Annotated in this window: 16 protein-coding genes, 1 tRNA gene and 4 pseudogenes; 9 read left to right on the top strand and 12 right to left on the bottom strand. The window is 69.8% G+C overall.

What is annotated here, in order from left to right; translation table 11 throughout:
* Positions 1–25 precede the first annotated feature (25 nt).
* Positions 26–99 (top strand) — tRNA-Met (locus tag G4G29_RS07390).
* Between the two features lie 148 nt (positions 100–247).
* Here the strand turns inward: G4G29_RS07390 and G4G29_RS07385 are convergent.
* On the bottom strand, positions 248–3,157 hold the full coding sequence (locus G4G29_RS07385; protein WP_183152336.1) for a UPF0182 family protein: 2,910 nt from the start codon (positions 3,155–3,157) through the stop codon (positions 248–250).
* 77 nt (positions 3,158–3,234) lie between these two features.
* Positions 3,235–4,328 (bottom strand): annotated as a pseudogene (locus tag G4G29_RS07380) (PDZ domain-containing protein).
* A 118-nt stretch (positions 4,329–4,446) separates the two neighbouring features.
* Between G4G29_RS07380 and G4G29_RS07375 the strand changes: the two are divergent.
* Both G4G29_RS07375 and G4G29_RS07370 read left to right on the top strand, forming a co-directional pair.
* Positions 4,447–5,865, top strand: coding sequence for a zinc-dependent metalloprotease (locus G4G29_RS07375; protein WP_183152335.1), 1,419 nt, complete (start codon positions 4,447–4,449; stop codon positions 5,863–5,865).
* A 129-nt stretch (positions 5,866–5,994) separates the two neighbouring features.
* Positions 5,995–6,483 carry a hypothetical protein gene (locus G4G29_RS07370; protein WP_183152334.1) on the top strand — a complete coding sequence of 163 codons (489 nt, stop codon included), beginning with the start codon at positions 5,995–5,997 and terminating at the stop codon, positions 6,481–6,483.
* Between the two features lie 59 nt (positions 6,484–6,542).
* On the opposite strand, the gene G4G29_RS23380 is transcribed toward G4G29_RS07370, so the two are convergent.
* The 4 genes and pseudogenes from G4G29_RS23380 to G4G29_RS21650 form a co-directional block, all read right to left on the bottom strand.
* Positions 6,543–6,668, bottom strand: a complete 126-nt coding sequence (locus G4G29_RS23380; protein WP_274601224.1) for a hypothetical protein — start codon at positions 6,666–6,668, stop codon at positions 6,543–6,545.
* A gap of 25 nt (positions 6,669–6,693) precedes the next feature.
* Positions 6,694–8,413 (bottom strand): annotated as a pseudogene (locus G4G29_RS07365) (ATP-dependent helicase).
* Positions 8,410–8,736, bottom strand: a complete 327-nt coding sequence (locus G4G29_RS21655) for an NAD(+) diphosphatase (RefSeq protein ID WP_244632501.1) — start codon at positions 8,734–8,736, stop codon at positions 8,410–8,412. The pseudogene G4G29_RS07365 and the gene G4G29_RS21655 overlap by 4 nt, the downstream one beginning before the upstream one ends.
* A gap of 76 nt (positions 8,737–8,812) precedes the next feature.
* Positions 8,813–9,112 (bottom strand): NADH pyrophosphatase zinc ribbon domain-containing protein, encoded by a 300-nt coding sequence (locus tag G4G29_RS21650; RefSeq protein WP_244632500.1) that lies wholly within the window; start codon positions 9,110–9,112, stop codon positions 8,813–8,815.
* Between the two features lie 273 nt (positions 9,113–9,385).
* Between G4G29_RS21650 and G4G29_RS07355 the strand changes: the two genes are divergently transcribed.
* The gene (locus G4G29_RS07355; protein ID WP_183152777.1) at positions 9,386–10,738 is read left to right on the top strand and encodes a hypothetical protein; all 1,353 of its coding nucleotides are present in this window, start codon (positions 9,386–9,388) and stop codon (positions 10,736–10,738) included.
* Here G4G29_RS07355 and G4G29_RS07350 read toward each other — a convergent pair.
* From G4G29_RS07350 to G4G29_RS21640, 3 genes and pseudogenes are all read right to left on the bottom strand, one after another.
* A pseudogene (locus tag G4G29_RS07350) lies at positions 10,684–14,165 on the bottom strand (ATP-dependent DNA helicase). The gene G4G29_RS07355 and the pseudogene G4G29_RS07350 sit on opposite strands and share 55 nt — an antisense overlap.
* Positions 14,162–15,406 carry a PD-(D/E)XK nuclease family protein gene (locus tag G4G29_RS21645; RefSeq protein WP_244632499.1) on the bottom strand — a complete coding sequence of 415 codons (1,245 nt, stop codon included), beginning with the start codon at positions 15,404–15,406 and terminating at the stop codon, positions 14,162–14,164. Before G4G29_RS21645 ends, G4G29_RS07350 begins: the two are co-directional and overlap by 4 nt.
* Complete coding sequence (locus G4G29_RS21640) at positions 15,319–17,382, bottom strand: ATP-dependent helicase (protein WP_244632498.1); 2,064 nt, start codon at positions 17,380–17,382, stop codon at positions 15,319–15,321. Before G4G29_RS21640 ends, G4G29_RS21645 begins: the two co-directional genes overlap by 88 nt.
* 171 nt (positions 17,383–17,553) lie before the next feature.
* Here G4G29_RS21640 and G4G29_RS07340 point away from each other — a divergent pair, with 171 nt between their 5' ends.
* A complete protein-coding gene (locus G4G29_RS07340) occupies positions 17,554–17,778 on the top strand; it encodes a DUF3107 domain-containing protein (RefSeq protein ID WP_183152333.1) in 225 nt (74 codons plus the stop codon).
* A 7-nt stretch (positions 17,779–17,785) separates the two neighbouring features.
* Positions 17,786–18,073 carry a hypothetical protein gene (locus tag G4G29_RS07335; RefSeq protein WP_183152332.1) on the top strand — a complete coding sequence of 96 codons (288 nt, stop codon included), beginning with the start codon at positions 17,786–17,788 and terminating at the stop codon, positions 18,071–18,073.
* A 16-nt stretch (positions 18,074–18,089) separates the two neighbouring features.
* Here G4G29_RS07335 and G4G29_RS07330 read toward each other — a convergent pair whose 3' ends face one another.
* Entirely contained in the window at positions 18,090–18,803 is a 714-nt protein-coding gene (locus G4G29_RS07330) for a ferritin-like fold-containing protein (protein WP_183152331.1), read from the bottom strand.
* Positions 18,804–18,999: 196 nt separating this feature from the next.
* On the opposite strand from G4G29_RS07330, the gene G4G29_RS07325 reads away from it, so the two are divergent.
* Positions 19,000–20,697, top strand: a complete 1,698-nt coding sequence (locus G4G29_RS07325) for a DEAD/DEAH box helicase (protein ID WP_244632497.1) — start codon at positions 19,000–19,002, stop codon at positions 20,695–20,697.
* On the opposite strand, the gene G4G29_RS07320 is transcribed toward G4G29_RS07325, so the two are convergent.
* Together G4G29_RS07320 and G4G29_RS07315 are read right to left on the bottom strand one after the other, a co-directional pair.
* The gene (locus G4G29_RS07320; RefSeq protein WP_183152329.1) at positions 20,609–21,493 is read right to left on the bottom strand and encodes a DUF817 domain-containing protein; all 885 of its coding nucleotides are present in this window, start codon (positions 21,491–21,493) and stop codon (positions 20,609–20,611) included. The two genes, G4G29_RS07325 and G4G29_RS07320, sit on opposite strands and share 89 nt — an antisense overlap.
* A 63-nt stretch (positions 21,494–21,556) precedes the next feature.
* A complete protein-coding gene (locus G4G29_RS07315; RefSeq protein ID WP_183152328.1) occupies positions 21,557–22,429 on the bottom strand; it encodes a PHP domain-containing protein in 873 nt (290 codons plus the stop codon).
* Between the two features lie 101 nt (positions 22,430–22,530).
* On the opposite strand from G4G29_RS07315, the pseudogene G4G29_RS07310 reads away from it, so the two are divergent.
* Positions 22,531–23,298 (top strand): annotated as a pseudogene (locus G4G29_RS07310) (endonuclease/exonuclease/phosphatase family protein); the annotation flags it as partial.
* Positions 23,250–23,552 (top strand): endonuclease/exonuclease/phosphatase family protein, encoded by a 303-nt coding sequence (locus tag G4G29_RS23915; protein ID WP_345941164.1) that lies wholly within the window; start codon positions 23,250–23,252, stop codon positions 23,550–23,552. The pseudogene G4G29_RS07310 and the gene G4G29_RS23915, both read left to right, overlap by 49 nt.
* Positions 23,553–23,570: the final 18 nt, after the last annotated feature.

Here is a 23,570-nt window from a genome sequence, read left to right as displayed (position 1 = left end):
TTCCGTGATAAGTTACTTCTTGTGCCGCGGGGTGGAGCAGTTCGGTAGCTCGCCGGGCTCATAACCCGGAGGTCGCAGGTTCAAATCCTGTCCCCGCAACAAATGAAGGCCCTGAGATCATCACGATCTCAGGGCCTTCACCTTTTGGGTCCGACGCCGATGACACGCGCACAGCGCCCGGCGGTGCCGCGTTCCTGACGACGAAAGGGCGCCCCGTGAGGGACGCCCTTTCACCGTGAGGAAGCGATCACTGCCCCGCAGCGGACTCCAGCTCCAGTAGCTTCTCGACAGCCGCGGTGAGGCGCTCATCGGCCTCCGCGAACTTGGTGAGGTCGCCCGACTTCAAGGCGGTCTCGCGGTCGATCAGCGCCTGCTGCGCCGACGCCAGGGCAGTGGCCTGCGCGTCCGTCGGCTGCGTCGGCTCTGTCGGCGTCTCACCGGTCTCCGGGTTCTCCGTCTCCGGATCGCTCGGTTCGACCGTGTTGTCGCCGCCCGTCGCCCCGGAGTCGCCGCCGAAGAGAGTGTCGAGTGCCTCGGTGAGAGTGTTCTCGAAGGCGACCCGGTCGCCGAACGCGACGAGCACCTTCTGCAGGCGCGGCAGCTGCGTACCTTCGGAAGACTGCACGTACACGGGCTGCACGTAGAGCAGACCGCCACCCACGGGCAGCGTCAGCAGGTTGCCGTAGATCACCTCGGACTCACCCTGTTGCAGCAGGTTCAGCTGCGGGACCACCGAGGTATCCGAGTTGTAGGTGTTCTGCACCTGGCCGGGACCCGGAACAGTGGTGTCGGTGTCGATCTCGAGCATGCGCAGCTGACCGTAGCCCTCCGCCTTCACGCCCTTCTCCGATCCGGCATCCGAATCGACCGCGAGGTAGCCCATGAGCACGTCACGGCTCCCGCCGGCACCCTGCGAGTTCGGGATGAAGGTCGAGAACATCGAGAACCGCGGCGACTCCTGGCCGGGCATCTGCATCGTGAGGTAGTACGGCGGCTGCAGCATCGCGTCACTGCGCGGGTCGTTCGGCGTCTGCCAGCGGTTGTCCTGCTGAGCGAACGAACCGGCCTTGTCGACGTGGTAGACGCCGAGGATGTCGCGCTGCACCTTGAACAGGTCGGTCGGGTAGCGCACGTGGCTCATGAGCTCGCCCGACATCTCGCTGACCGGCTTCAGGGTCGACGGGTAGATCTTCTGCCACGTCTTGAGCACCGGGTCCTCGTCGTCCCACGCGTAGAGGGTGACGGAACCGTCGTAGGCGTCGACCGTCGCCTTGACCGAGTTGCGGATGTAGTTGATGTCGTCGATGGCGAGAGTCGGCGACGGCACGTTCGAGTCGGCGATCGCGTCGGACAGGCTCACGCTCGTCGAGTACGGGTACGTCTGGCTGGTCGTGTAGCCGTCGACGATCCAGACGATGCGGCCGTCGACCACGCTCGGATACGGGTCGCTGTCGAGTTCGAGGTACGGCGCGACCTTCTGGACACGCGTCTTCGGATCGCGGTCGTAGAGGATCTGCGAGTCGTCGTTCACGAGGTTCGAGAACAGGATCTGCTCCGACTGGAACTTCAGCGCGTAGAGGAGCTTCGTGAACGTGTCGCCGATCTTCGGACCGCCGTTCCCGGAGAACGTGGTCTTGGTCTCGCTGGAGCCGTCCTTGCCGCGCGGATAGTCGATCTCCGCGGGCTCCGACCCCTCGGGGGCGCCGACGATGGAGTACTCGGGCGAGTTCTCGCCGAAGTAGACGCGGGGCTCGAAGTTCTCCCGATCCGTCAGGAACCCGGACGAGGGGATGCCGCGCTCGAGGAAGACGGGCTCGCCGTCGGTCGTGCGCTGGTTGCCCGCAGCGGCGACGAGGCCGTAGCCGTGCGTGTAGACCGCGACCCGGTTGTTCCAGTTGTCGCCGTCGCCGAGCCCCGACATGTCGAGGTCGCGCACGGACACCACGGTGTCCTGCATCTCGCCGTCGATCTCGTAGCGGTCGACGTCCATCGTCTTCTGGAACTGGTAGTACCCGCGGTACTGCTCGAGCTGGCGCACCGTCGGCGGGATGACCTTCGGGTCCATGATGCGGGTGGACGCCGTCGTCTCGGCGTCGGCACGCAGCTGGCCGGCCTCGGCGTCGGTCTCGGCCTCGAACGGCGTCGTCTCGAGGTTCGCGACCCCGTACGCCTCCTTGGTCCCGTCGATGTTCCGCTGGTAGAACTCGGCCTGATAGGCGTTCTGGTTCGGCTTCACCTGGAAGGTGGTGACGACCCACGGGTACCCGACGCCGACCACCAGCGCGGCGACGATCAGGAGCGCGGTAGCCGCGAGCGGGAAGCGCCAGCGGCCGATGACCGCGGTGACGAAGAACAGGATCGCGACGACGGCCGCGATGATCGCGAGGATCGCAAGACCGGGGATCGTCGCATTCACGCCCGTGTACGCCGCACCGGTGATGCGGTCATCGGGCTGGACGAGGGTCTTGTACTGGTCGAGCCACAGGCTCGCCGCCTGGACGAGCAGGTAGAGCCCGGCGATGACCGCGAGCTGGATGCGCGCCGGCTTCGAGATGCGCAGCTCACCCTGACCGATGCGCACGGAGCCGTACAGGTACGACACCAGAGCGGTGACCAGGAGCGAGAGCAGCAGCACCGCGGACACGAACGCGAGCAGGATCGAGTAGAACGGCATCGCGAACATGTAGAAGCCGGTGTCGATTCCGAACTGCGGGTCGACGTCGGAGGTGGCGACGCCGTTGGCCCAGAGCCAGACGGTCTTCCACTGCCCGGCCGCGGCGAAGCCGGCGAACAGGCCGAAGAAGATCGGCATGCCCCACATGGCCAGTCGACGCAGGGGCTCGATGACCTCCTGGTACCGGTCGAGCTGCGAGCTGAGGCGCACGTACACCGGACGCAGCCGGTAGGCGAGCTGGATCACCACGAACAGCGGCACGGCCATACCGAGGAAGCCGACCACGAACATCACCGCCGTGGCTATCCACTGCGTGGTGAGGACACCGGTGAAGCCCACCTGGTCGAACCAGAGGAACTCGGTGTAGAGGGAGGCGAACACGAAGAACACCGCGATCAACGCGGCGATGATCACCAGGGAGATGCCGAGGATGCGTCGGGAGGTTCGAGGCGTGGCCGGATTCGGAGCTGAGGTCGAGGTCACCCTCCCATCCTAGGCACCGCTCACTGTGCGCAGGCTGTCATCCCGATCACGGCGAGGTCACGGCGACGCCCCGCGGGTCAGGAACCGGTGCGCTCGCAGCTCGGCAGCGCCGCCACATCCCCGCCGTCCGCGATGACCTCGAGCGCGGCGAGCGACTCGTCCAGCGTCGCGGTGCGGATCACCTGCAATCCGTCCGGGATGTGCCCGACGACCTCGTCGCAGTTGGCCTCAGGGGCGAGGAAGAACTCCGCCCCCGCGTCCCGTGCACCGTAGAGCTTCTGCCGGATCCCGCCGATCGGACCGACCGTGCCCGCGGCATCGATCGTGCCTGTTCCTGCGACGTTCTCGCCGCCGTTGAGTTCGCCTTCGGTCAGCGTGTCGATGATGCCCAGTGCGAACATCATCCCGGCGCTGGGTCCGCCGACATTGTCCAGCTGGATCGTGACGTCGACCTCGAAGTCGTAGTCGGTGCGCAGGGTGACCCCGATGAGCCACGTCGTGTTCCCGGCCTCGGTGTGCTCCTCCGGCGTCACCTCGACCTGCTGCTCGTCCCCGTCGCGCAGCACGGTGAGTTCCACCGGGTCCCCACCCGCATCCTGGATCGCCTCCCGCAGCTGCGTGGCGGACGTGAGATGGGTGCCGCCGATCGCGGTGATCACATCGTCGGCCTCGAGAGGGTGCCGTCAGCGGGCGAGTCGGCCACGGCATCCACGACGACGACCTGGGCGCCGGTGTCGTAGCCGAGCTCGTTCAGAGCGGCCGCCGTGGCCTCGTGCTGCGAATCCACCATCAGAGTGGCATTGCGCTCATCGCGCTGCTCGGTCGTGACGCCCTCGGGGAAGACGGAATCCAGCGGGACCACCGCCCGCGAGGAGTCCATCCAGGCGAGCGCCAGCTCGAACCAGCTCGGCGTGCGCTCGCGGTTGCCGATGACCTGCACGGTGGTGAGGTCGAGGGTCCCTGCCGTCTCGAAGGTCTCGGCGCCCTCGACCTTGATGAGGGGAACCTCGTCGCCCTCCTTGTCGGTCGCGGTGCCGAGCGTGTCGTACACCGGCCCCGGCCTCTGGATCACGTACGGCGACGGCAGGAAGGTCAGCACGACCAGAGCGATGAGCGCGACGATCAGCGCCCAGACACCGAGTCCGAGCTTTCCAGACCGCGTTCGATCCACAGCATTCCTCCGTCGTTCGCGAGCGGCGTACACCGATCTGCCCGCATCGGGGTCGCGCGCAGAAACCTGTGACTAGCGTAGATGCCACGGCAAGCGAAGTGCTGAGAGGGCGATCGACATGGCAGACAACGACCCGACACCCGAGGATTTCCAGGAGTTCCTGCGAAGGATGCTCGCGAATCAAGGCGGTGGCGACATCGACCCCGCGGCGCTCCAGGGCGCCTTCGAGGGGATGGACGGCTTCACGCTCGACCCCGCCATGATGCAGACGATCATGTCGCAGCTCCAGGGCGCGTTCGGCGGCGACCCGTGGGAGAACGCGCTGCGACAGGCGCTGTTCATCGCCAATCGCGACGGCCAGGGGATCACCGACGGGTCGCGCACCTCGCTCGCGGATTCCTTCGCCCTCGCGAACCTGTGGCTCGGCGAGGCGACCACGATCTCCGAGCTCTCGGAGAACCCGACGGCGATGACGCGTGGCGAGTGGGTCGAGAAGACCCTGCCGGTGTGGAAGGAGATCGCCGACCCGGTGTCGACGAGCATCGCCGACGCCCTGACCTCCGCGCTCGACACCCAGGTCCCCGAAGAGATGCGGGGCGTCGTGCAGGGCGCAGGCCGACTCATGCGCGGGCTCGGCGGCTCGGTGTTCGCGGCGCAGTTCGGACAGGTGCTCGGCAACCTCTCGCTCGAGGTCGTCTCCGGCGGCGACGTCGGCATCCCCGTGCTGCCCGCAGGCACGGCTGCCGTCATTCCGCAGAACCTCATGGCGTTCGGAGAAGGACTCGAGATCCCCGAGGATCAGATCGCGCTCTACCTCGCCACCCGGGAGCTGGCGTATGCCCGTCTCTACCGGCACGCGAAGTGGCTGCACCTGCACGTGATGGCGCAGATCACGGACTTCGCCCGTGGTGTCACTGTGGATGTCGATGCACTCGAAGACGTCGCCAGCCGCCTCGACCCCTCCGACCCGGAGGAGCTGCGCGCGGCCATCGAGGGCGGGGCGCTCCTTCCGGTGCAGAGCGAGGCTCAGCGCGAGGCCCTCACCCGGCTCGAGAACCTCATCGCGACGATCGACGGGTGGGTGGACGTGGTCACAGCGCAGGCCACCTCGCGTCTGCCGGACGGAGCCCGCATCGCCGAAGCAGCCCGTCGTCGACGCGCCGTCGGCGGACCGGCAGAGGATGCGCTCGGAGCACTGGTGGGCCTGAAGCTGCGCCCCCGACGGATGCGCGAGGCATCCGCGATGTGGCACGCGGTGACAGAGGCCGTCGGCATCGGCGCCCGCGACTCCCTCTGGGACTACCCCGACCTCATGCCCACCGCCGAGGACATCGACGACCCGAGCGCCCTCGTCGCGCGGCTGCAGGCCGCCGAGCGCGGAGAACGTCCGGTCGCCGACGAGTTCGACGAAGCGCTCGCGCGGCTGCTGGACGGTGACGACTTCTCTGCGGAGGAAACGGACGCCGCGTCCGAGGCGGAGAACCACGACGACGCTCTCGAGGGCGACGACACTCCCGAAGGCGACCGACCGGTCTGACCTGCGCGCTCCGTCACGAGGGGATCCGGGAGCCGACTTCTCCTCCCCCTAACGCGGGGCGAGCCGAAGTTGTCCACGGATGCGAAGTCGTCGTCCCGGTCGACCGGGAACAGCTCCAGAATCGGAGGGATGCCGCTCACTCCCCCGATCCTCACCCGCCTGACTCCGACCGCGCCGCTCCTCTGGCGCGACGAGCGCACACTCCAGCTCGGCGACGACGGCGACATGCGCTTCGACGCGGACGATCCGTGGGTCGAGCTCCTGCTCAGCCGCCTGCGCTCCGGCTTCCGCCGCGCGTCGTTCGACGTGATCGCGCACGCCACCGGCGCACCACGGGACGCGGCTCGGGCGCTTCTCGCCCGCATCGCCCCGCTGCTCCTCGACGACCCGCCCACACCGCGCCCGGCGTGGATCGAGAGCATCGGACTCGCCGACGGCCGCAGCGAGTACCGCATGCGGGAGGCTCTCGCCGACGAGGGGTCCCGCTGGTCGACCACAGCACAGCCGACGCGGTGGCGGTCGTCCTGGTCCGGGGAGCCGCAGCCGCGCTGCAGTTCGCACGCTTCCTGCGAGACGACACGCCTCACCTCCCGGTGGCGTTCGAACCGGGACGCGTGATCGTCGGGCCGCTGGTGATCCCCGGAGCATCCGCCTGCCTCGCCTGCCGTGACGCCCACTCAACCGCCCTCGACCCGGCGTGGCCGTTGCTGCACACGCAGATGATCGACCGCGACCCCGGACCTCTCCGCGCCGTCCAGGTCGCCGAAGCCGGCCGACTCGCCGCCCAGCTCCTCGCCGAGCACGAGGACACCGGTCGACTCGTGCGGGTCAGCGCCGATGGCTCGCGCGAGTGGCGTTCGGTGTCGTTTCACGAAGAATGCCGGTGCCGCGAGCCGTGGTCCCCATCTCGGCGAGGAACCTCGACGGTGCCCGCTCCCCGCGACCAGCCGACCTCGACCACGACAACGACAACGTTCGCGCGGCCCGCGTGACGCCCACGTACGCCAGACGCCGCTCCTCGTCGATGGACTCGAAGCTCGTCGCGTACGAGATGGGCAGCGACCCCTCGGCCCAGCCCGCCAGGTACACATGCGGCCACTCCAGGCCCTTCGCAGCATGCAGGGTCGAGAGCGTCACCGTCCGCATGGTCGGTTCATGCTGATCCTTCGCCCGCGCCATGAGCGCATCGCTGAAGCTGCGGAGGTCGGCGTCCGGTCCGGCCTCCTCGGCCAGCCGCAGAATCGCGCGTCGCGCCTCCCATCCGTCACGCTGAGCGCCGCCGGCCACAGGAGGCTCCTCCGTCAGGCCGAGCTCGCGCAGCACACGCTGGACACCGGGCAGGAACCCGTGCTCGGTGGGGGCCACGGCTGCCGCCCGGAGCGCCAGGATCGCCTGGCGCACCTCCGGCATCGCGAAGAACCTGGTCCCGCCCAGGACCGACGTCGCGATCCCCTCCGCGGCGAGCGCCTGCTGGAGCACGGCGGACTGCGCATGCGCGCGATAGAGCACCGCGATCTCCGACGGTGACGCGCCGTCCGGAGGCGCGCGGAGATCCCCGCCGCGATGCCGGCCGCCTCCTCCCCTCGGTGTCGTACGCGGTGACGGTCGGAGCATCGGCCGAGAACTGCTCTCGCGCCGGAACGAGCTCGAGTGCACCGGGGCGGCCGTGCATCAACGCGTTCGCGACCGTGAGGATCGGCGGCTGCGACCGGTAGTTCGTCTCCAGTCGCACGACCGTCGCGTCGGGATGGCGGCGTTCGAACTCGAGCAGGAACCGCTGCTGCGCACCCGCGAAGGAGTAGATCGTCTGACTCGCGTCGCCCACGACGCAGATGTCGTGCCGATCGCCCAGCCAGAGCTCCAGCAGCCGGTTCTGCAGCGGAGAGACGTCCTGGAACTCGTCGACCGTGAAGTGACGGTACTGCTCGTGGACGGATGCCGCGACGCGGGGCTCCGCCTCGAGCATGCCCGCACAGGCGAGGAGCACGTCCTCGAAGTCGAGTTGACGCCGGTCGTCCTTGAGCGCCTCGTACCCGCGCATGAGTTCGACGAGCTGCCCCGCATCGACGCCGCTGATCGGACGCCCGAGCGCGGCGTACTGATCGATCGAGAGCATGGACACCTTGCGCCACTCGATCTCGGAGGCGATGTCTCGGAGTGTCGCCGTGCGGGGACGCAGTCGCATCGCATCGGCGGCCTGCCCCAGCATCCGCACCTTGTTGTCGATGATCGACGGGGCGGGAGAGCCGGCCAGCGTCGGCCAGAAGAAGTTCAGCTGCGCGAGCGCGGTCGCGTGGAACGTGCGGGCGGCGACGCCCTCTCCACCGAGGGCGCGCAGCCGTCCGCGCAGCTCGCCGGCGGCCTTGGCCGTGAAGGTGACGGCCATCACCCTCGACGGCGAATAGGCACCGGTGTCGACGCCGTGCGCGATGCGGTGCGTGATGACGCGGGTCTTCCCCGTGCCGGCGCCGGCGAGCACGGCGACCGGTCCCCGGAGGACGGATGCTGCTGCCCGCTGCCGCTCATCGAGGGCATCGAGTGCGCTCACGTGCGGCCCTCGTACCAGTCGACGATCAGGGCGCGGGCGATCGACGCGGGGCCGGGAAGCCCGACCGGTCCGCGCCCTTCGAGCGCGGACGCGATCTCTGCCCGAGTGAACCACCGCACGTCGATGATCTCCTCCCCGTCGGCGAGCGCCGCATCCTCGTCGTCGACCACGGCACGGAAGCCGACCATGAGCGAACGAGGGAACGGCCAGGCCTGCGAGGAGATGTAGCGCAGCGACGACAGCCGCACGCCGGATTCCTCCTCGATCTCGCGGTGCACCGTCGACTCGAGCGACTCCCCGCCTCGGTGAAACCGGCGAAGCACGAGTACATGCGTCCGCCCCAGTTCGCGTTCGCGCCGAGCAGCAGACGTTCGCCGTCGCGACTCTCGACCGCCACGATCACCGCCGGGTCGGTGCGGGGAAGTGCTCACGGGCGCACACGAGGCACCGTCGCGACCACCCGGCCTGCCGCAGTTCGGTGCCGCCACCGCACGTGGGGCAGAACGGCGCATCACGGAGCCAGCCCGCGAGCGCGACGGCGCCGACGAGCACCTCGGACTCCTGTTCGTCGATCCGTCCTCCGAGATCGCGCAGCCCGAGCCAGACCTCATCCGGCGCGGAGTCGAGCGCGTCGGTCTCCGGCGGGGCGGCGGCGAGGGCAGAGCGGAGCCGTCGGCGTCGCGTCCGAGCAGGGCCCACGTCGCATCGCCGACCGCGGAGGCCGGAACGCGCAGGAGCGCGGAATCCACGACCCGCAGACGCCCCTCACGGACGACGACGACCCGCGTGGCGGCGTCGCCGCGAAGACGGTCCAGGACGCCCGGTTCCTCACGGAGTTCGGCTGCACGGTCGAACGACGGGCGCTGAATGGTCATCGACTCCCTCTCTCACGGGCGTGGCGGAGGCGGGACCGCCCCTGAGCCGACCTACCCTGGGGGCATGGGACGCTCTCCTTTCACTCTAGCCGCGGCCGTGACCGCTGCACTGCCCGGGGCGGAGGTCACGGGCGCCCGCAGCCTGAGCGCAGACGGCGACGGACGGTTCGACTCCGCGGTCGCTTCGCTCGCCGATGGACGCGAGCTCGCGATCCGCGTCGCCGATGACGACGACGCCGGGCGCGAACTCGCCGCCGAGGCTCTCGCCCTGCGCGCACTGACGGACGGAGCGCGTGCCATGCTCCCGTTCCGCGCCCCCGCATACATCGGCGAGACGCGCATCGGTGACGCGAGCGCGCTCGTCACCGAGCTGCTGCCCGGGTTCCAGATCGAGGCGGCCATGGTGCCGCCGGGGCGTGGCGCCGCCGAGTCGATGGGCGCGTCGATCGCGGCCGTCCATGAACTGCCCACCTCCGTCGTGCGCAGCGCGGGACTCGCGACGCGTAGCGCCGAGGAGAGTCGCGCCGACCTGGAGCGCCTCGTCGACACCGCTGCGGCCACAGGACGCGTGCCCGCCCGTCTCACCGTCCGCTGGCGCGAAGCCGTCGCCGACGACGACCTGTGGCGGTTCGAATCGACCGTCGTCCTGGGCGGCGTGCAGGCCACGTCCTTCCTCTTCGACGACGACCCCGAGCGCGGCCCGGAGGTCATCGGCCTGGTCGGGTGGCATGGACTCTCCGTCGGAGACCCCGCGGTCGATCTCTCCTGGTTGTCTGCGGCGCCGGACGCCGCGGACGACGTGCATCGTGCCTACGCCCGATCGATCGATCGGGCGACCGACAGCGGACTGGAGGTGCGTGCGCGTCTGCTCGCCGAGCTGGAGTTCGCACGCTGGCTCGTGCATGGGGACTCGATGCGTCGAGCGGACATCGTCGACGATGCGGCCGCGCTTCTCACAGCGCTCGCTGATGGACTGCGCGCCGACGACCTCAGCGTGATCCACGCCAGGAACGTCGGCGTCGACTCCGCCCTCGACGCTCTCGATCGTGTGCCGAAGACCGCGGTCGCCGACGTCGACACGTCGATGCACACCGACGCCTACAACCCCGAGGAGCTGTGGTCGGAATCGGCGGACGAGTCGGACGCCCGCTCCGACACGGATTCCGACGGAGGACCCGAATCCACGCCAGACATGCTGCCCGGCGTCTCATCCGGTCGACGCACCGACGAGGAGGAGCGCCGCGCCGCGATGCTCGACATCCCGACCGAGGACCTCTCCGGCGTCGCGAGCCTGTTCGCGGGGACCAGCGGCGTCGCCGGCGCGCGCGAGGACTCCCATCCGCTCGCACCGCCCGCCACCGCAGCCGCACCCGACGACGACGACTCGGACGAAGCTCAGCGTGCCGCGCGTGCAGCACTCCAGCGCTGGAAGAGCTCCTCCTCCGAGTAGACGCGGTCGCCGCGGATGATCAGGTCGTCCGCCACGTAGTACAACGCCACGTCGATCTCGTCGAGCGGCACACCGAAGCGACGGTGGTAGGCGAGCCGGTACAGGGCGAGTTGCAGCATCCGCTCATCCCGTTCCTTCTCGGTGCGCGGAGCCCGCCCCGTCTTCCAGTCGACGATCTCGATGCGGTCGGCGCGCCGGTAGACGGCGTCGAGCTTGCAGATCACGATGTGCGCCCGCCCCTCGTCGTCGGTCTTGTCGGCGTCGGCGCGGAGCGCGAAGTCGATCTCGATCTCGACCGCGATCGGTTTCAGTCCGCCCCACTCGCTGCGCTCGAACGTCGCCTGCAGGACCGCGAGATCTGCGGCATCGGCCGATGTCCCCGGAGCGTCGGCCCGCGGGGCCGGATCCGGCGACACGTCTTCATCGACCTCCCACAGCGCCTCGTCGATGCGGCTCCCGACGCCCACGAGTTCGGAACGCTGCTCCACCCAGGCATGGAACAGCGTGCCGAGGCGCGTCTGCCGATACGGGCGTTCCGGCATCGGTCGGACGATCGACGACAACGTCCCGGCGAAGTCGGTCACGTAGTCCTTGAACCGCGATGCCGGCACACGCGTCGGCGCCTCGGCGTCGGTGCCGCGCTGCCGGGCGGCGCGTTCGGCGAGCAGCCGTGACAGCTCGATCGTCGGCTCCGCGGCACCCGCTCGCACAGCGGCCTCCACCGTGGACGCCGCCGCGGTCACGGCCTCCCTCCGTGCCCCCAGCGGGTCGAGCGGCCACCGGAGTGTCGCACCGGGGCCGTCGTACGGGTTGTCTTCGGGATCCACGGACTCGATCGGATCGAGCCCCCGCACCTCGATCGCCTCCGCGAGGAAGGGACTCGGGGTGCGAGGGGCCTTCTGCCCTGCCCAGTGCGCACCGCTGAGCAGGAGGTCGGTCCGTGCACGCGTGACGGCGACATAGGCGAGACGCCGCTCCTCCTGCTGCTGGTAGGCGCGATAGGCGTCTTTGAAGCGTTTGAGCGCACCACCCTGAGGGTTCGCCTTCGTCGCGCCGCCGGACAAGGACGCCTGGGCGAGCTTCTGCCGCTTGCCGGGGTCGGTCTCACCGCCCACGGCCTCGAGGGGGTCCCACTCGAAGCGCGGGAGCGCACCGCTGTCGCCGCGCAGCTCGAACGGCACGACGCCGAACCCGAACCAGCCCGAGGTGTTGGACACGCGGCTGGGAAGCTCGTCGACGACCAGCCGGACCACAGCGACCGCGTCCCACTCCAGTCCCTTGGATCCGTGGATCGTGAGCAGCTGCACGACGCCGGCCTCCGGAGGTTCCGGACGCGGCATCAGCTCGTCCGTGCTCTCCGCCTTGTCGAGCCAGGCGAGCAGACTGCCGATGCTCCCCGGTCGTCGGCGGCGAGGAATGCGCGCACCTCGTCGGCGAAGGCACGCAGCTGCGTTGCCGCGATGCGTGCAGGGCCCCTGGTCTCGTTCGCGGCGAGTTCGATGTCGAGGCGCAGCTCGAGCTCGATCAGCCGGATCAGTTCGGGGATCGGCTGCGAGGAGGCCCGCCGCAGCCGCTCCAGCATCTCCCCCGCCGCCCGGATCCGCGCGCGACCCTCGGGCGTGATCGCCTCGAGCAGTCGATAGTCGTCGCGCACCGCTCGCACCACGTCGACCGCATCGACGATCGACACCGCTTCATCGGCACCACGCGAGGATCGCAACCGTGCGCGCACCTCCTCCGGCAGCGGCGCCATCGCCGTGTCACGCTCGGAGAGCGTACGACCGAGATCGTAGAGAGCCGCCATGTCGGCGACGCCGACACCGAACCGCGGCCCCGTGAGGAGACGGATCAGCGCGGACCCCGCCGTCGGATCGTGCACGACTCTCAGCGTCGAGACGACGTCGACCACCTCCGGCGTCGCGAGCAGCCCGCCGAGGCCGAGGATGCGGTGCGGTATGCCCCGTGCCGCGAGCGCCGCCGCGAAGGTCTGCATGTGACGCTTCGACCGGAACAGGATCGCACCCGTGTGGGGGCGCGATCCTGGCCCGGACCCGCGCGCATCGTGCTCGGCTCTGCGTGCGGCGAACCACTCGGCCGCCGCTGCCGCCTCTTCGTCGACCGTGAGCGGATACGCGACGCTCACGCTGCCCTCCCCTGCTCCTGGACGCGGTTCGAGCGGCGGGACATCCAGGCCGGGGCGCTGCAGTGGTTCGAGCACACGGTTCGCGATCCCGAGGATGCCCCGATCGTTGCGCCAGCTCGTCATGAGACTGTACGTCTGTGCCGTGCCCGTGCTCGAGAACGTCCCCGAGAACGCGTAGAGGTTGTCGGCGCTCGCACCTCGCCAGCCGTAGATGGACTGGTGCGGGTCGCCGACGGCCATCACCGCCGAATCGCGGAACAGCTCCGCCAGGAAGCGCGTCTGGATCACCGAGGTGTCCTGGTATTCGTCGAGCAGCACGACGCGGTGCTGCTCGCGCAGTTCGGCCCGCACATCGGGCGCGGACTCGACGATGTCGTAGGCTCCCCCGACCTGATCCGCGAAGTCGAGCACGCCGCGGCGCTCCTTCTCGGAGATGTAGTCGCGGACGAGGCGCGTGAGCGTCGACAGGCTCAGCAGATTCACCGCGGCCTTGTCGACGTCGGCATTGCCCCGATAGGGCTCGAACGCGACGGCCTGCTCCCTGGCGATGCGCTCGGCGAGATCGAGGTCCACGCGATGGTCCAGCGCTTCTCCGGCGAGCCGCTGCACCGCGTCGATGACGGTGCCGAGCGCGAACTCGATGTTCTCCAGCTCGGGGATGTCGCTGCGGAGCACGACCTCCCGCGCGAGCATCCACGACGCGGCCTGGCTGAGCATCGCCACGTCGGGATCGCGCCCGATCCTCGCAGCGTGCTCGCGGACGATGCCGTCGGCGAAGGCGTTGTACGTGGAGACGCGCGGTCGGATCATCAGGTCTTCCGCCGCCCGAGGCGTCGCGGGAGTCCAGCCCGTGCCGTGATGCGCCGCCAGTTCGTCGAGCACGTGCGCGCGGACGAGTTCGCGCTGCCTGCCCTGCGCGGCCTCGTCGACACGGCGCAACGCGCCCGATGCCACGATCTCCGCAAGGTGCGGGAGAAGACCGCGGCGCCCGTACTCGTCGATGACCGCGAGCCGATGCCCGATCCGTTCCGCGAGCTCGCCCGCCGCTTTGCGGGTGAATGTGAGGCCGAGGATCTCGTCCCGCCGCACGTGCCCGTTCGCGACCAGCCACACCACTCGCCCAGACATCGTCTCGGTCTTGCCGCTCCCTGCTCCCGCGACGACCAGCGCCGGCGCCGGCGGGGCCTCGATCACGCGCTGCTGCGCCGGGGTCGGCGAAGGCTGCCCCAGAGCCGCGGCGATGTCGGTGGCGGATATCCCCTCTCCCGTCGTCCACGCCGTCACGAGCTGACCGCCGGCACCGTGTGGATGCGGCACGGGTGCACACGGCGCTGTGTATCCGCGCAATGCGACTCGACCTGGGCGGTGAAGCTCGACGCCGACATACCGCGGGCGGCGTCGGAGACCCGCCGCAGGAACGCGGAGCGGGATTCGTCGTCCAGCGTGTGCTGGTGCGCGATGCGGTAGTCGCTCTTGGCGAGGGTCTTGGAGACGACGACCAGTCGCGCACCCGCGAGCGACGCGGGCGATGCGCCCTCGATCAGCCCCTGCTGGACGGCGATCTGGTAGGCGGAGAGCTGCGCGTGTTCGAGCACCCCGGAGTCGGACTCCGGGTCGTTCTTCCCCGTCTTGAGGTCGACCACGACGGTGGAACCTTCCGGGCCGCCGGACATCCGCTCCCAACCGCGGCCGCGTGCATGGGCGTGCTCTCCGGCACCGGGCGGATATGCCTCGACCCGGTCGATGTAGCCGTGGATGACCGCCTGGTTCGCGCGATCCTCTCCCACCGGACGCACTGTGGGAACGTCTCCGCCTGCCGTCTCTCCGGCGACGTCGACGGCGAACCGGAACTCCGACTCGCTGCCGATCACGCGGCCGCCCTCTCGGCGCACGTCCCCGATGTAGGTGTGCAGTCGATCGACGAGCACGTCTGCGCGGCGTCTCTCTTTACGGCCGATCCACTCGGTCTCGAAGTCGAGCTCCGGCCAGTGCTCCGCGACGATCGCGCGCATCCGCTCCAGGTCACCGTCGGGGACGCGCTCCATCGCCTCGTGCACGATCGTGCCGATGCCGGCCGTCGGCGGCATCACGGTATCGCCACCGAGCGCCGACACGACCCAGTTGAGGCCGCACTCCTCGTACGACTCCATCTTCGACGGCGAGACCCGTGCACCCGCGACGGCGAGGTCGCGCAGCGGAGCGTCGGTCGACGCCGGCACCACCCCGTACCACTCGGCGGGAGCCGCACCGGGCACGCCCTCGCGCGCGAGGACGGCCAGTTGCTCTGCGGCGTCCGCTCGCGTCGACTCCGCGTGCGCCGAGGTGAGCGTGCGGCGATGTCTGGCCACGAGTCCGCGCAGTGTGAGCGGATGCTCGGCGGAAGCGTGGCGTCCCGGAGGCTCCGGAGCAGGCAGGAAGCCGAAGAACGGACTCGGCGTCAGATCGTCGTCATCGACCGCGGTGATGAAGAGCCGATCCCGCGCCCTCGACACCGCTCGGACGAAGAGCCGCAGTTCGTCGTGCAATGCCGCACGTCGTCGGTCGAGGACGCCGGGGGCTCGACGCTCGTGCCGGTGCGTGCCGCCTGGATCGTGTCGGCCAGGCGCCAGGTCTGCAGCAGCCCGCCTCGCAGTCGGACGTTCGGCCAGACGCCGTCCTGCACGCCGGCGACGACGACCGCATCGAACTCGGTGCCCAGGGCCGTGGCCGGAGTCAGCAACGTCACCTTCCCCGGCCGGTCGGGAGTGGACAGCGAGTCCTCCGGCACCTCGCTGTCGAGGATGTCACGCACGAACCTCTCCGCGTTCTCGTGGGGCGTGCGCTCGACGAAGCGCTTCGCCGCATCGAAGAGCGAGACCAGGGCGTCGAGCGATCGCGCGGTCTCCGCTCCGGTGGGCAGCTGAGAGATCTCGCGCCACGCGACCTGCAGCCGCCGCCCGTCGACGGCGCGCGCCTGATCCCATACCCGCCAGAGCAGGTCGTGGATGGTCTCTCCCTCGAGCGCAGCCCTGGAGGTGGCCGCGATGGTCTCCGCGAAACGCTCGGCCGTGCGCGACTCCGGCGCGTCGATGAGCGTCAGATGGGCCGGGTTCGCCATCGCCTGGCGCAGCAGTTCGCGTGCCGGCGTCGACCCACCCTGTTCGAGCTCGATGTGCCGGAGCCGCCCGCGGAGTCGCCGGAGACCGATCGCGTCCATCCCGCCGAAAGGCGTCCGCAACGCCTCCTCGAGTGCCTCCGAAGTGCGCTCCTCGATCGGCGTCAGCGCCAGCCGCACGATCCCGACGATGTCTCGCACGATCCCCTCGCTGCCCAGAGGGCGCTGGACTCCCGCGGCACGTGTGGGTATCTCGCGCGCAGCCAGCTCCGTCTCCAGTGTCGTGACCTGTCGGGTGTCGTGGGCGATGACCGCCATCCGATCCCAACGGACCCCTTCGGAGAGATGCCAGTGCCGCATGACTCCCGCGATGCGGTCGAACTCTTCATACGGCGACGGCGCGATGAACGTCGACACGGTGGACTCGATCTCTTCGGCGCCAACGGCCGCGGGAGCACGGCGATGCTCGACCCGCCCGGAGACGCCGATCGCCTGGGTCACTGTACGTGTGAGCGCGGTCAGCGCCGGCCGCTGCCGGTGCGCGCCGTCGAGCACGTGCACCTCGCCCAGGGCACCGACGAGCTGGGCGAAGAGCTCCGGGCTGGCGCCGCGGAAGGACCCGGACGAGATGTCGGGATCGCCGAACGCCAGGACGGCGATCCCGCGGCCGCGCAGCGCACGGACCATGGCGACCCCGCCGCGTGTGAGCTCCTGCGCGTCGTCGATCAGCACGACCTGCAGGGGCGCGAGCGGACCCAATGTCGAGGGCTGCGCCCGCTGGAGGACCGTGCTCGCCTCGGCCAAGAGGTCGGCGGCATCGCGGTGCGCCGCGCGTGAGGCGTCGAGCACCGCCCGATACTCGACGAGGAACTCGGCCGCCGCCACCCACACGTCGTCGCCGGACTCGCGGAGCTCTTCGGGGTGGATGCCGCTCTCGGTGCACTCGGCGAGGAAGGCGCGGAGCTCGGAACGGAAGCCCTTCGATGCGCGCACCGACGGGCTGAGCGCCTCGGGCCAGGCGATGCGACCGTCTTCGGCGTCGCCGGCGAGGAGTTCCGCGATGATCCGGTCCTGGTCCGCGCCGGTGAGCAGAGCAGGCGGCTCCGCTCCTTCCTGCACCGTCGCTCCGCGCACCAGCTGGAAGGCGAAGGACCCGAGCGACCGCGCGAGGGGTCCCGGTGTCGCCTGGCCGATCCGCACGCCGACCCGATCGCGCAGCGCCGTCGCAGCCTGGCGACTCGGGGTGAGCGCGAGCACCTGCTCCGGGCGCATGCCCTGCTCGTCGAGCAGGTGGACGATGCGGTCGACCAGCGTGCGCGTCTTGCCCGTCCCCGGCGCTCCGATGATCACGCCGGATGCGGAGGGCTGTGCGGCGATCACGGCTCGCTGCGCGGCATCCGATGTCATGCTGTCCACGCTATCCGGACGAGCCGACATCGTAGTGCGGTCGCGCCCGTCGCAGGGACCCGGCGGCCCTGCGCGCGCCTGTGCGCTCACGGCGAAACCGCCCCTGCGGCCGATCCCCGCCGCGGCGTGCGGGGTAGAGTTGCCCCAGTCCCCGAACTTCAAGGAGCACGCGTGGAAATCCGCATCGGCATCATCAACACCGGCCGCGAACTCAGCTTCGACACCGCCTCGAGCGCGGACGAGGTCCGCACGCAGGTCTCGACCGCGCTGGAGCAGAACGCCACGCACGTGAGCTTCGCCGACGTCAAGGGCAACTCCTACATCGTGCCGACCGCGAATCTCGCCTACATCGAGCTGGGAACCGAGGAGTCCCGCCGCGTCGGCTTCGTCGCCTGATCCGACGATGTACATCCTCCTCGCACTCATCGGAGCGTGCGCGCTCGGGATCGCGGTGCACTTCATGATCGCCGACCGAGAGCTGCGCGGAGTGGCGCTCGCCCCGGCCATCGCGACGGCCGCGTCGGCGCTCCTCTACACGGGTCTGCAGTGGGCGGGCGTCGGCGAAGACAGCATCTGGCTGTGGCTCGCGAGCGTTCTGGGCGCTGTCGCGATCGCGGCGCTGGCGACATGGGCGACCACTCGTCTGCGCCGCCGGTCCGATGCGGCGGCCCGCGCCGCGCTCGGCATCTGACGTCGGCGTCGTCCGCTCAGGAGGCGAGCCCCATCGCATCCATACGGCGTGCGTGTGCACCCATGAGCTCGGTGTAGACCGGCTCGATGCGGTCATCCGACACTTCGAGCAGTTCCGGCCGCAGCGCCGAACGGCAGACGAGGATCGTGTCGCCGACGAGACGCCGCGCCCACATCGACAGGAGCGAGCGCCACTCCTCGTCGCTCTCGATCGTCTCCTGGATGATCGCGACGATCTCATGGCGCGCGTCGTCCTCGCGGAGGACCTCGGCTGCCCGCCGCCCGATCTCGCCGTAGCTCGAAGCGAGTGCGAGGTAGAAGTCGTCGAGCATGCCGGCGGTGATGTAGACCGCCAGCAGCGTCTCGCGCGGTCGCGCGCCGATCGTCTTGCGTCGGAACGCGTCGAGGTTCTCCCGGAACGGGAGCATCACCTGCGTCGGGTCGTCGCCGCGCTCGGCGATGAGGTCGACGATGCCGCGGTGCTTGGTCAACGCCGCACCGGCCGCACGGGACAGGGACTCCTTCTCCGACAGTTCGGGTGTCGCGCGGATCAGCCGGGTGAGGGTCTCGAAGTAGCCGAGCTGCAGATACGCGGCCTGACCGAGGAAACGGTCGAGCTCGGGGGCGAGCTCGGCGAAGTCGATGCGCGTCGCGTCGCTCTGCTCCCCTCGGCTGCGCAGAGCGAGGGTACGTCGGGGCGCGTCTTCGCGCTGCCAGAACCACTTAACCACGAGGTCTTCCTCCCGAGTCCACCACGACGTTCACAATACCCGCGCCGTCGCCTCCTTCCTGGTCCGCACCACCCCTCGGGTAGGCTGGGCGTGTCCCCGCCGTCGGAGCGGGGCCCCGCGCCTGTGGCACAAGAGACGGCGTGGCTCCGTTTACGTGGCGATCCCGCAGGGTCGCCGGACAGGCAATCTGAATAAAGTGACAACTTTCGCCGATCTCGGCATCGATCAGGACATCGTCGACGCACTCGCCGCGAAGGGCATCGTCGACGCGTTCCCCATCCAGGAGCAGACGATCCCCCTCGGTCTTCCCGGCCAGGACATCATCGGCCAGGCGAAGACCGGAACGGGAAAGACCTTCGGCTTCGGCATCCCCGTCGTCCAGCGGCTCGGAAAGGACCCGGAGCACGGTGTCAAGGCGCTCATCGTGGTGCCGACCCGCGAGCTCGCGGTCCAGGTGTACGAAGACATCGATCTGCTCACCAGCAACCGCTCGACGAGCGTCGTCGCCATCTACGGCGGCAAGGCCTACGAGGGTCAGATCGATCAGCTCAAGGCCGGCGCGCAGATCGTCGTCGGAACTCCCGGGCGTCTGATCGACCTCGCCGGACAGCGGCTGCTCGACCTCTCGAACGCGACCGAGGTCGTGCTCGACGAAGCGGACAAGATGCTCGACCTCGGCTTCCTCGCCGACATCGAGAAGATCTTCCAGAAGGTCCCGGCGGTCAGGCACACCCAGCTATTCTCGGCGACGATGCCCGGCCCGATCGTGGCGCTGGCCCGTCGTTTCATGACGAACCCGATCCACATCCGCGCGAACGACCCCGACGAGGGCCTCACGCAGGCCAACATCAAGCACCTCGTCTACCGTGCGCACTCCATGGACAAGGACGAGGTCATCGCCCGCATCCTGCAGGCCGAAGGCCGGGGCAAGACCGTGATCTTCACCCGCACCAAGCGTGCGGCGCAGCGCCTCGTCGACGAGTTGAGCGATCGCGGCTTCAACGTCGGCGGCGTGCACGGCGACATGGGCCAAGACCAGCGCGAGCGCTCGATGGCCGCGTTCAAGGCCGGCAAGAAGGACGTGCTCGTCGCGACCGACGTGGCCGCCCGAGGCATCGACGTCGACGACGTCACCCACGTGATCAACCACACCATCCCCGATGAGGACAAGACGTACCTGCACCGCGCCGGCCGCACAGGACGCGCGGGCAAGACGGGCATCGCGGTCACCTTCGTCGACTGGGAGGACCTGCACAAGTGGGCCCTCATCAACCGCGCCCTCGAGTTCGGCCAGCCGGAGCCCATCGAGACGTACTCGTCGAGCCCGCACCTCTACGAAGACCTCGACATCCCCGCCGGAACGAAGGGCCGCCTCGTCTCCGCTCCGAAGACGGAGTCGGTGAAGACGGAGCGCACCCGCCGTCCGGAGCGCGCTGCCGACGCAGCCGCCGAAGGTACCGACGAGGGCGGCACGCGTCGCCGGCGTCGTCGCCGCAACAGCACCACCCCGGTCGGCTCGACCTTCGTCGAGGGCGCCGCCGAGACGTCTTCCGGCGAGGGAGAGTCCTCCCCCGCGCCCCGCGGCGCCGAGGGGCAGGCACCCACGACGGTGCAGGCAAGGAGCACCACGACGGCAAGCCGGCTCCGGCGCGCCGCCGCCGCCGTCGTCGCGGCGGCTCCGGCGCGGGCGCCGCACCCGTCACGGGGGCCTGAGACACGATCGCCTCACGAAGGGCGCGTGCAGCGGAGGGTCATCCGCGGCACGCGCCCTTCGTCGTCCGCGTCACGCCGAGGTCGGCGACGCGTCAGAGTCGAGCCCTCGCCTCGTCCTCCCGGAGCAGCGCCGCAGGCACCTGCGGCGGATACACCCAGGCGACCAGCACGACCGAGATGATCATCAGCAGGAACCACGAGCTCAGCTTGCTCAGGGACACGGGCTGCCATCCCTCGGCCTGATCGGGATATGCCCATGCACCCGCCCACGTTCCGATGTTCTCCGCGAGGTAGATGAACAGGGCCACGCCGGCGAACACCACGAGCAGCGGGAGCCTGATCGTCCGACGCCAGATGCGTGCGTGCATCACGGTCGGCAGCCACAGCACGACGACACCGGCCAGCAGCACCCAGCGTGCATCCCACCACCAGTGATGCGCGAAGAAGTTGACGTAGATCGCCGCCGCGAGGACGGCCGTGATCCAGCGGCGGGGGTACCGGGTGAAGCCGAGGTCGAACAGGCGGTAGACGCGCACCATGTACGAGCCGACGGCCGCATACATGAAGCCGCTGAACAGGGGAACCCCGCCGATGCGGAGGAACCCGTCTGCGGCATACGCCCACGAGCCGACATCGGTCTTGAAGAGTTCCATCACGGTGCCGGTGATGTGGAAGAGCACGATGACCCACAGCTCGCGGCCGCTCTCCAGCCGGAAGACGAGCATCGCGATCTGGATGAGGACGGCCGCGATCGTCAGCGCGTCATTGCGCGCGAGGGCCGCGTCGTCGGGGTACCACAGCCGGGCTGCGACGATCACGACCAGCAGCGCCGCGCCGAAGATGCACGCCCATGCCTGCTTGAGGACGAAGACCGTGAATTCGATCAGGCCGGCGCGGATGCCGTCCGCCGGGGCGTCGCGGAGAAGGCGGTGAGCGATCCCGTCGACGCGGCGCTCCAGAGAGGTCGCTCGCTGCATGCCAGGAAACCTAGCGGTCCCGGTCGACAGGTCGCCGGGAGATGGCCGACAGAGTGCCGAGGATCAGGGAAACCGCGGGGCTGTGCCCGTCGCGCGTGCTATGAGCCGGGCGACCATCTCGTCGGACGTGGTGTTCTCGCCGGGGCGGTTCGGCTTCCCGCTGCCGTGGTAGTCGCTCGAGCCGGTGACGATGAGGTCGTGCTTCGCGGCGAGCTCGCGCAGCACCCGCTTGCCCGCTGCCGTGTTCTCCCGGTGGTCGATCTCGAATCCGCCGAGTCCCGCAGCGATCAGGCGCTCGATGAACGGCACTGGCATCATCCGATCGCGGCCGGTGGTGACGGGATGCGCGATGATCGCCACGCCCCCGGCCTCGGTGATCAAACGGACGGCGGTCAGCGGGTCCGGCGCGTAGTGCGGCTCGTAGTACCCCTCGCGGGGGTGCAGGATGCCGTCGAACGCCTCTGTCCGGTCCCGCACGATACCCCGCGCGACGAGCGCGTCGGCGATGTGCGGCCTCCCCACCGTGGCATCCATGGTCGTCTGCGCGACGACATCGTCCCAGTGCAGGTCGTAGTCGCGGCCGATGCTGCGCACGATGCGCTCGGCGCGGCCGATGCGGTCGCCGCGGATCCGGTCGGTCTCGGCGCGCAGGGCCTCGTCGTCGGGGTCGAACAGATAGCCCAGGACGTGCACGCTGCGCCACTCGTGCTTCGCCGACAGCTCCATGCCGGGGATGAAGGTCATCCCGAGTCCTGCGGCGGTCTCGGCGGCCTCTCCCCATCCCGTCGAACGGTCGTGGTCGGTGAGGGCGGCCGTCCGGATCCCGTGTGCGTGCGCCTGTCGCATCACCTCGGCCGGCGACTCCGTGCCGTCGGAGTGGTTGGAGTGCAGGTGCAGGTCGGCGGGACCGGCGAACCCGGAGGACGGAGTGGCCATCCTCCGAGCGTACCGAGAGCCGCACGGCCGAGACGCGCAGGCGCTCGGAAACGGGATGTCGAGGCAGGGACTTCACAGGGTGCGCTCCTAGGCTGGAAGGGATGTTTCGACTACTGGGGATCCTCTTCACCGTGCTGCTCGCGATCGCGACGGCGGTCGTGGTGTGGCCGCAGTTCTTCCGCCTCGAGCAGACCTACCCGTTCGCTCAGCTCGTCTCGGCACAGGGGCTGGTCCTCGGCGGCTTCCTGGTGGTGGCGGTGCTCGCCCTGCTCCTGCTGTTCGCCCGCCCGCTGCGCGGATTCGCCGCCTCGGTGCTGATCGTCGCCCTCCTCGGCGCCGGAGCGACGGGTCTGATCGGCGTCACCCGCGGGTTCGGCGCTGCCGACCTCCCCGCGAAGACCGAGAGCAGCGTCCGCGTGCTCACCTGGAACACGGCGGGCGAGGCCGTCGCCGCGGAGGAGATCGCCCGGCAGATCCTCGATCAGGGTGCCGACATCGTCGCTCTCCCCGAGACGACCGAGGCCGTCGGCGAGCGCATCGCCATCATGCTGCGGGAACAGGGGCACCCGATGTGGGTGCACCACGTGCAGTTCCGCCCCGACATCCCGGACGGGCCCCAGTCCTGGCAGACCACCGTGCTGGTCGCCCCCGACCTGGGTGAGTACTCCGTGATCGAGTCGTCGAAGGACGGCTCGAGCAACACGGGTTCCGTGCCGAGCGTGGTCCTGATGCCTGTCGACGGCTCCGGCCCCACCATCGTCGCCGTGCATGCCGTCGCCCCTCGCATGGAGGAGATGCGGCAGTGGCAGAGCGACCTGCAATGGATCGCCGACCAGTGCCCCGCCGGCGACTTCATCCTCGCCGGCGACTTCAACGCGACGATCGATCACATGGCTTCTCTGGGGTGGAAGGCGGCGACATGGGCTATTGCCGCGACGTCGCCTCTCGCACGGGCAGCGGTCTCGCCGGCACCTGGCCGAGCTCGCTCCCCGCCCTCGCCGGCGCACCGATCGACCACGTGATGGCCTCCCAGAACTGGACGCCGACCGGTTCGGTCGTTCTCGACGACGCCGGCGGCAGCGACCATCGCGCCCTCGTCGTACAGCTGGAGCCCGCGGGCTGATGTCCCCCTGCCGCCCTG

It is taken from the genome of Microbacterium sp. Se63.02b, from assembly GCF_014171575.1.
Classification (GTDB): domain Bacteria; phylum Actinomycetota; class Actinomycetes; order Actinomycetales; family Microbacteriaceae; genus Microbacterium.
Note: the sequence above shows the minus strand (reverse complement) of the source record. Positions and strands in the feature narration are given on the sequence as shown.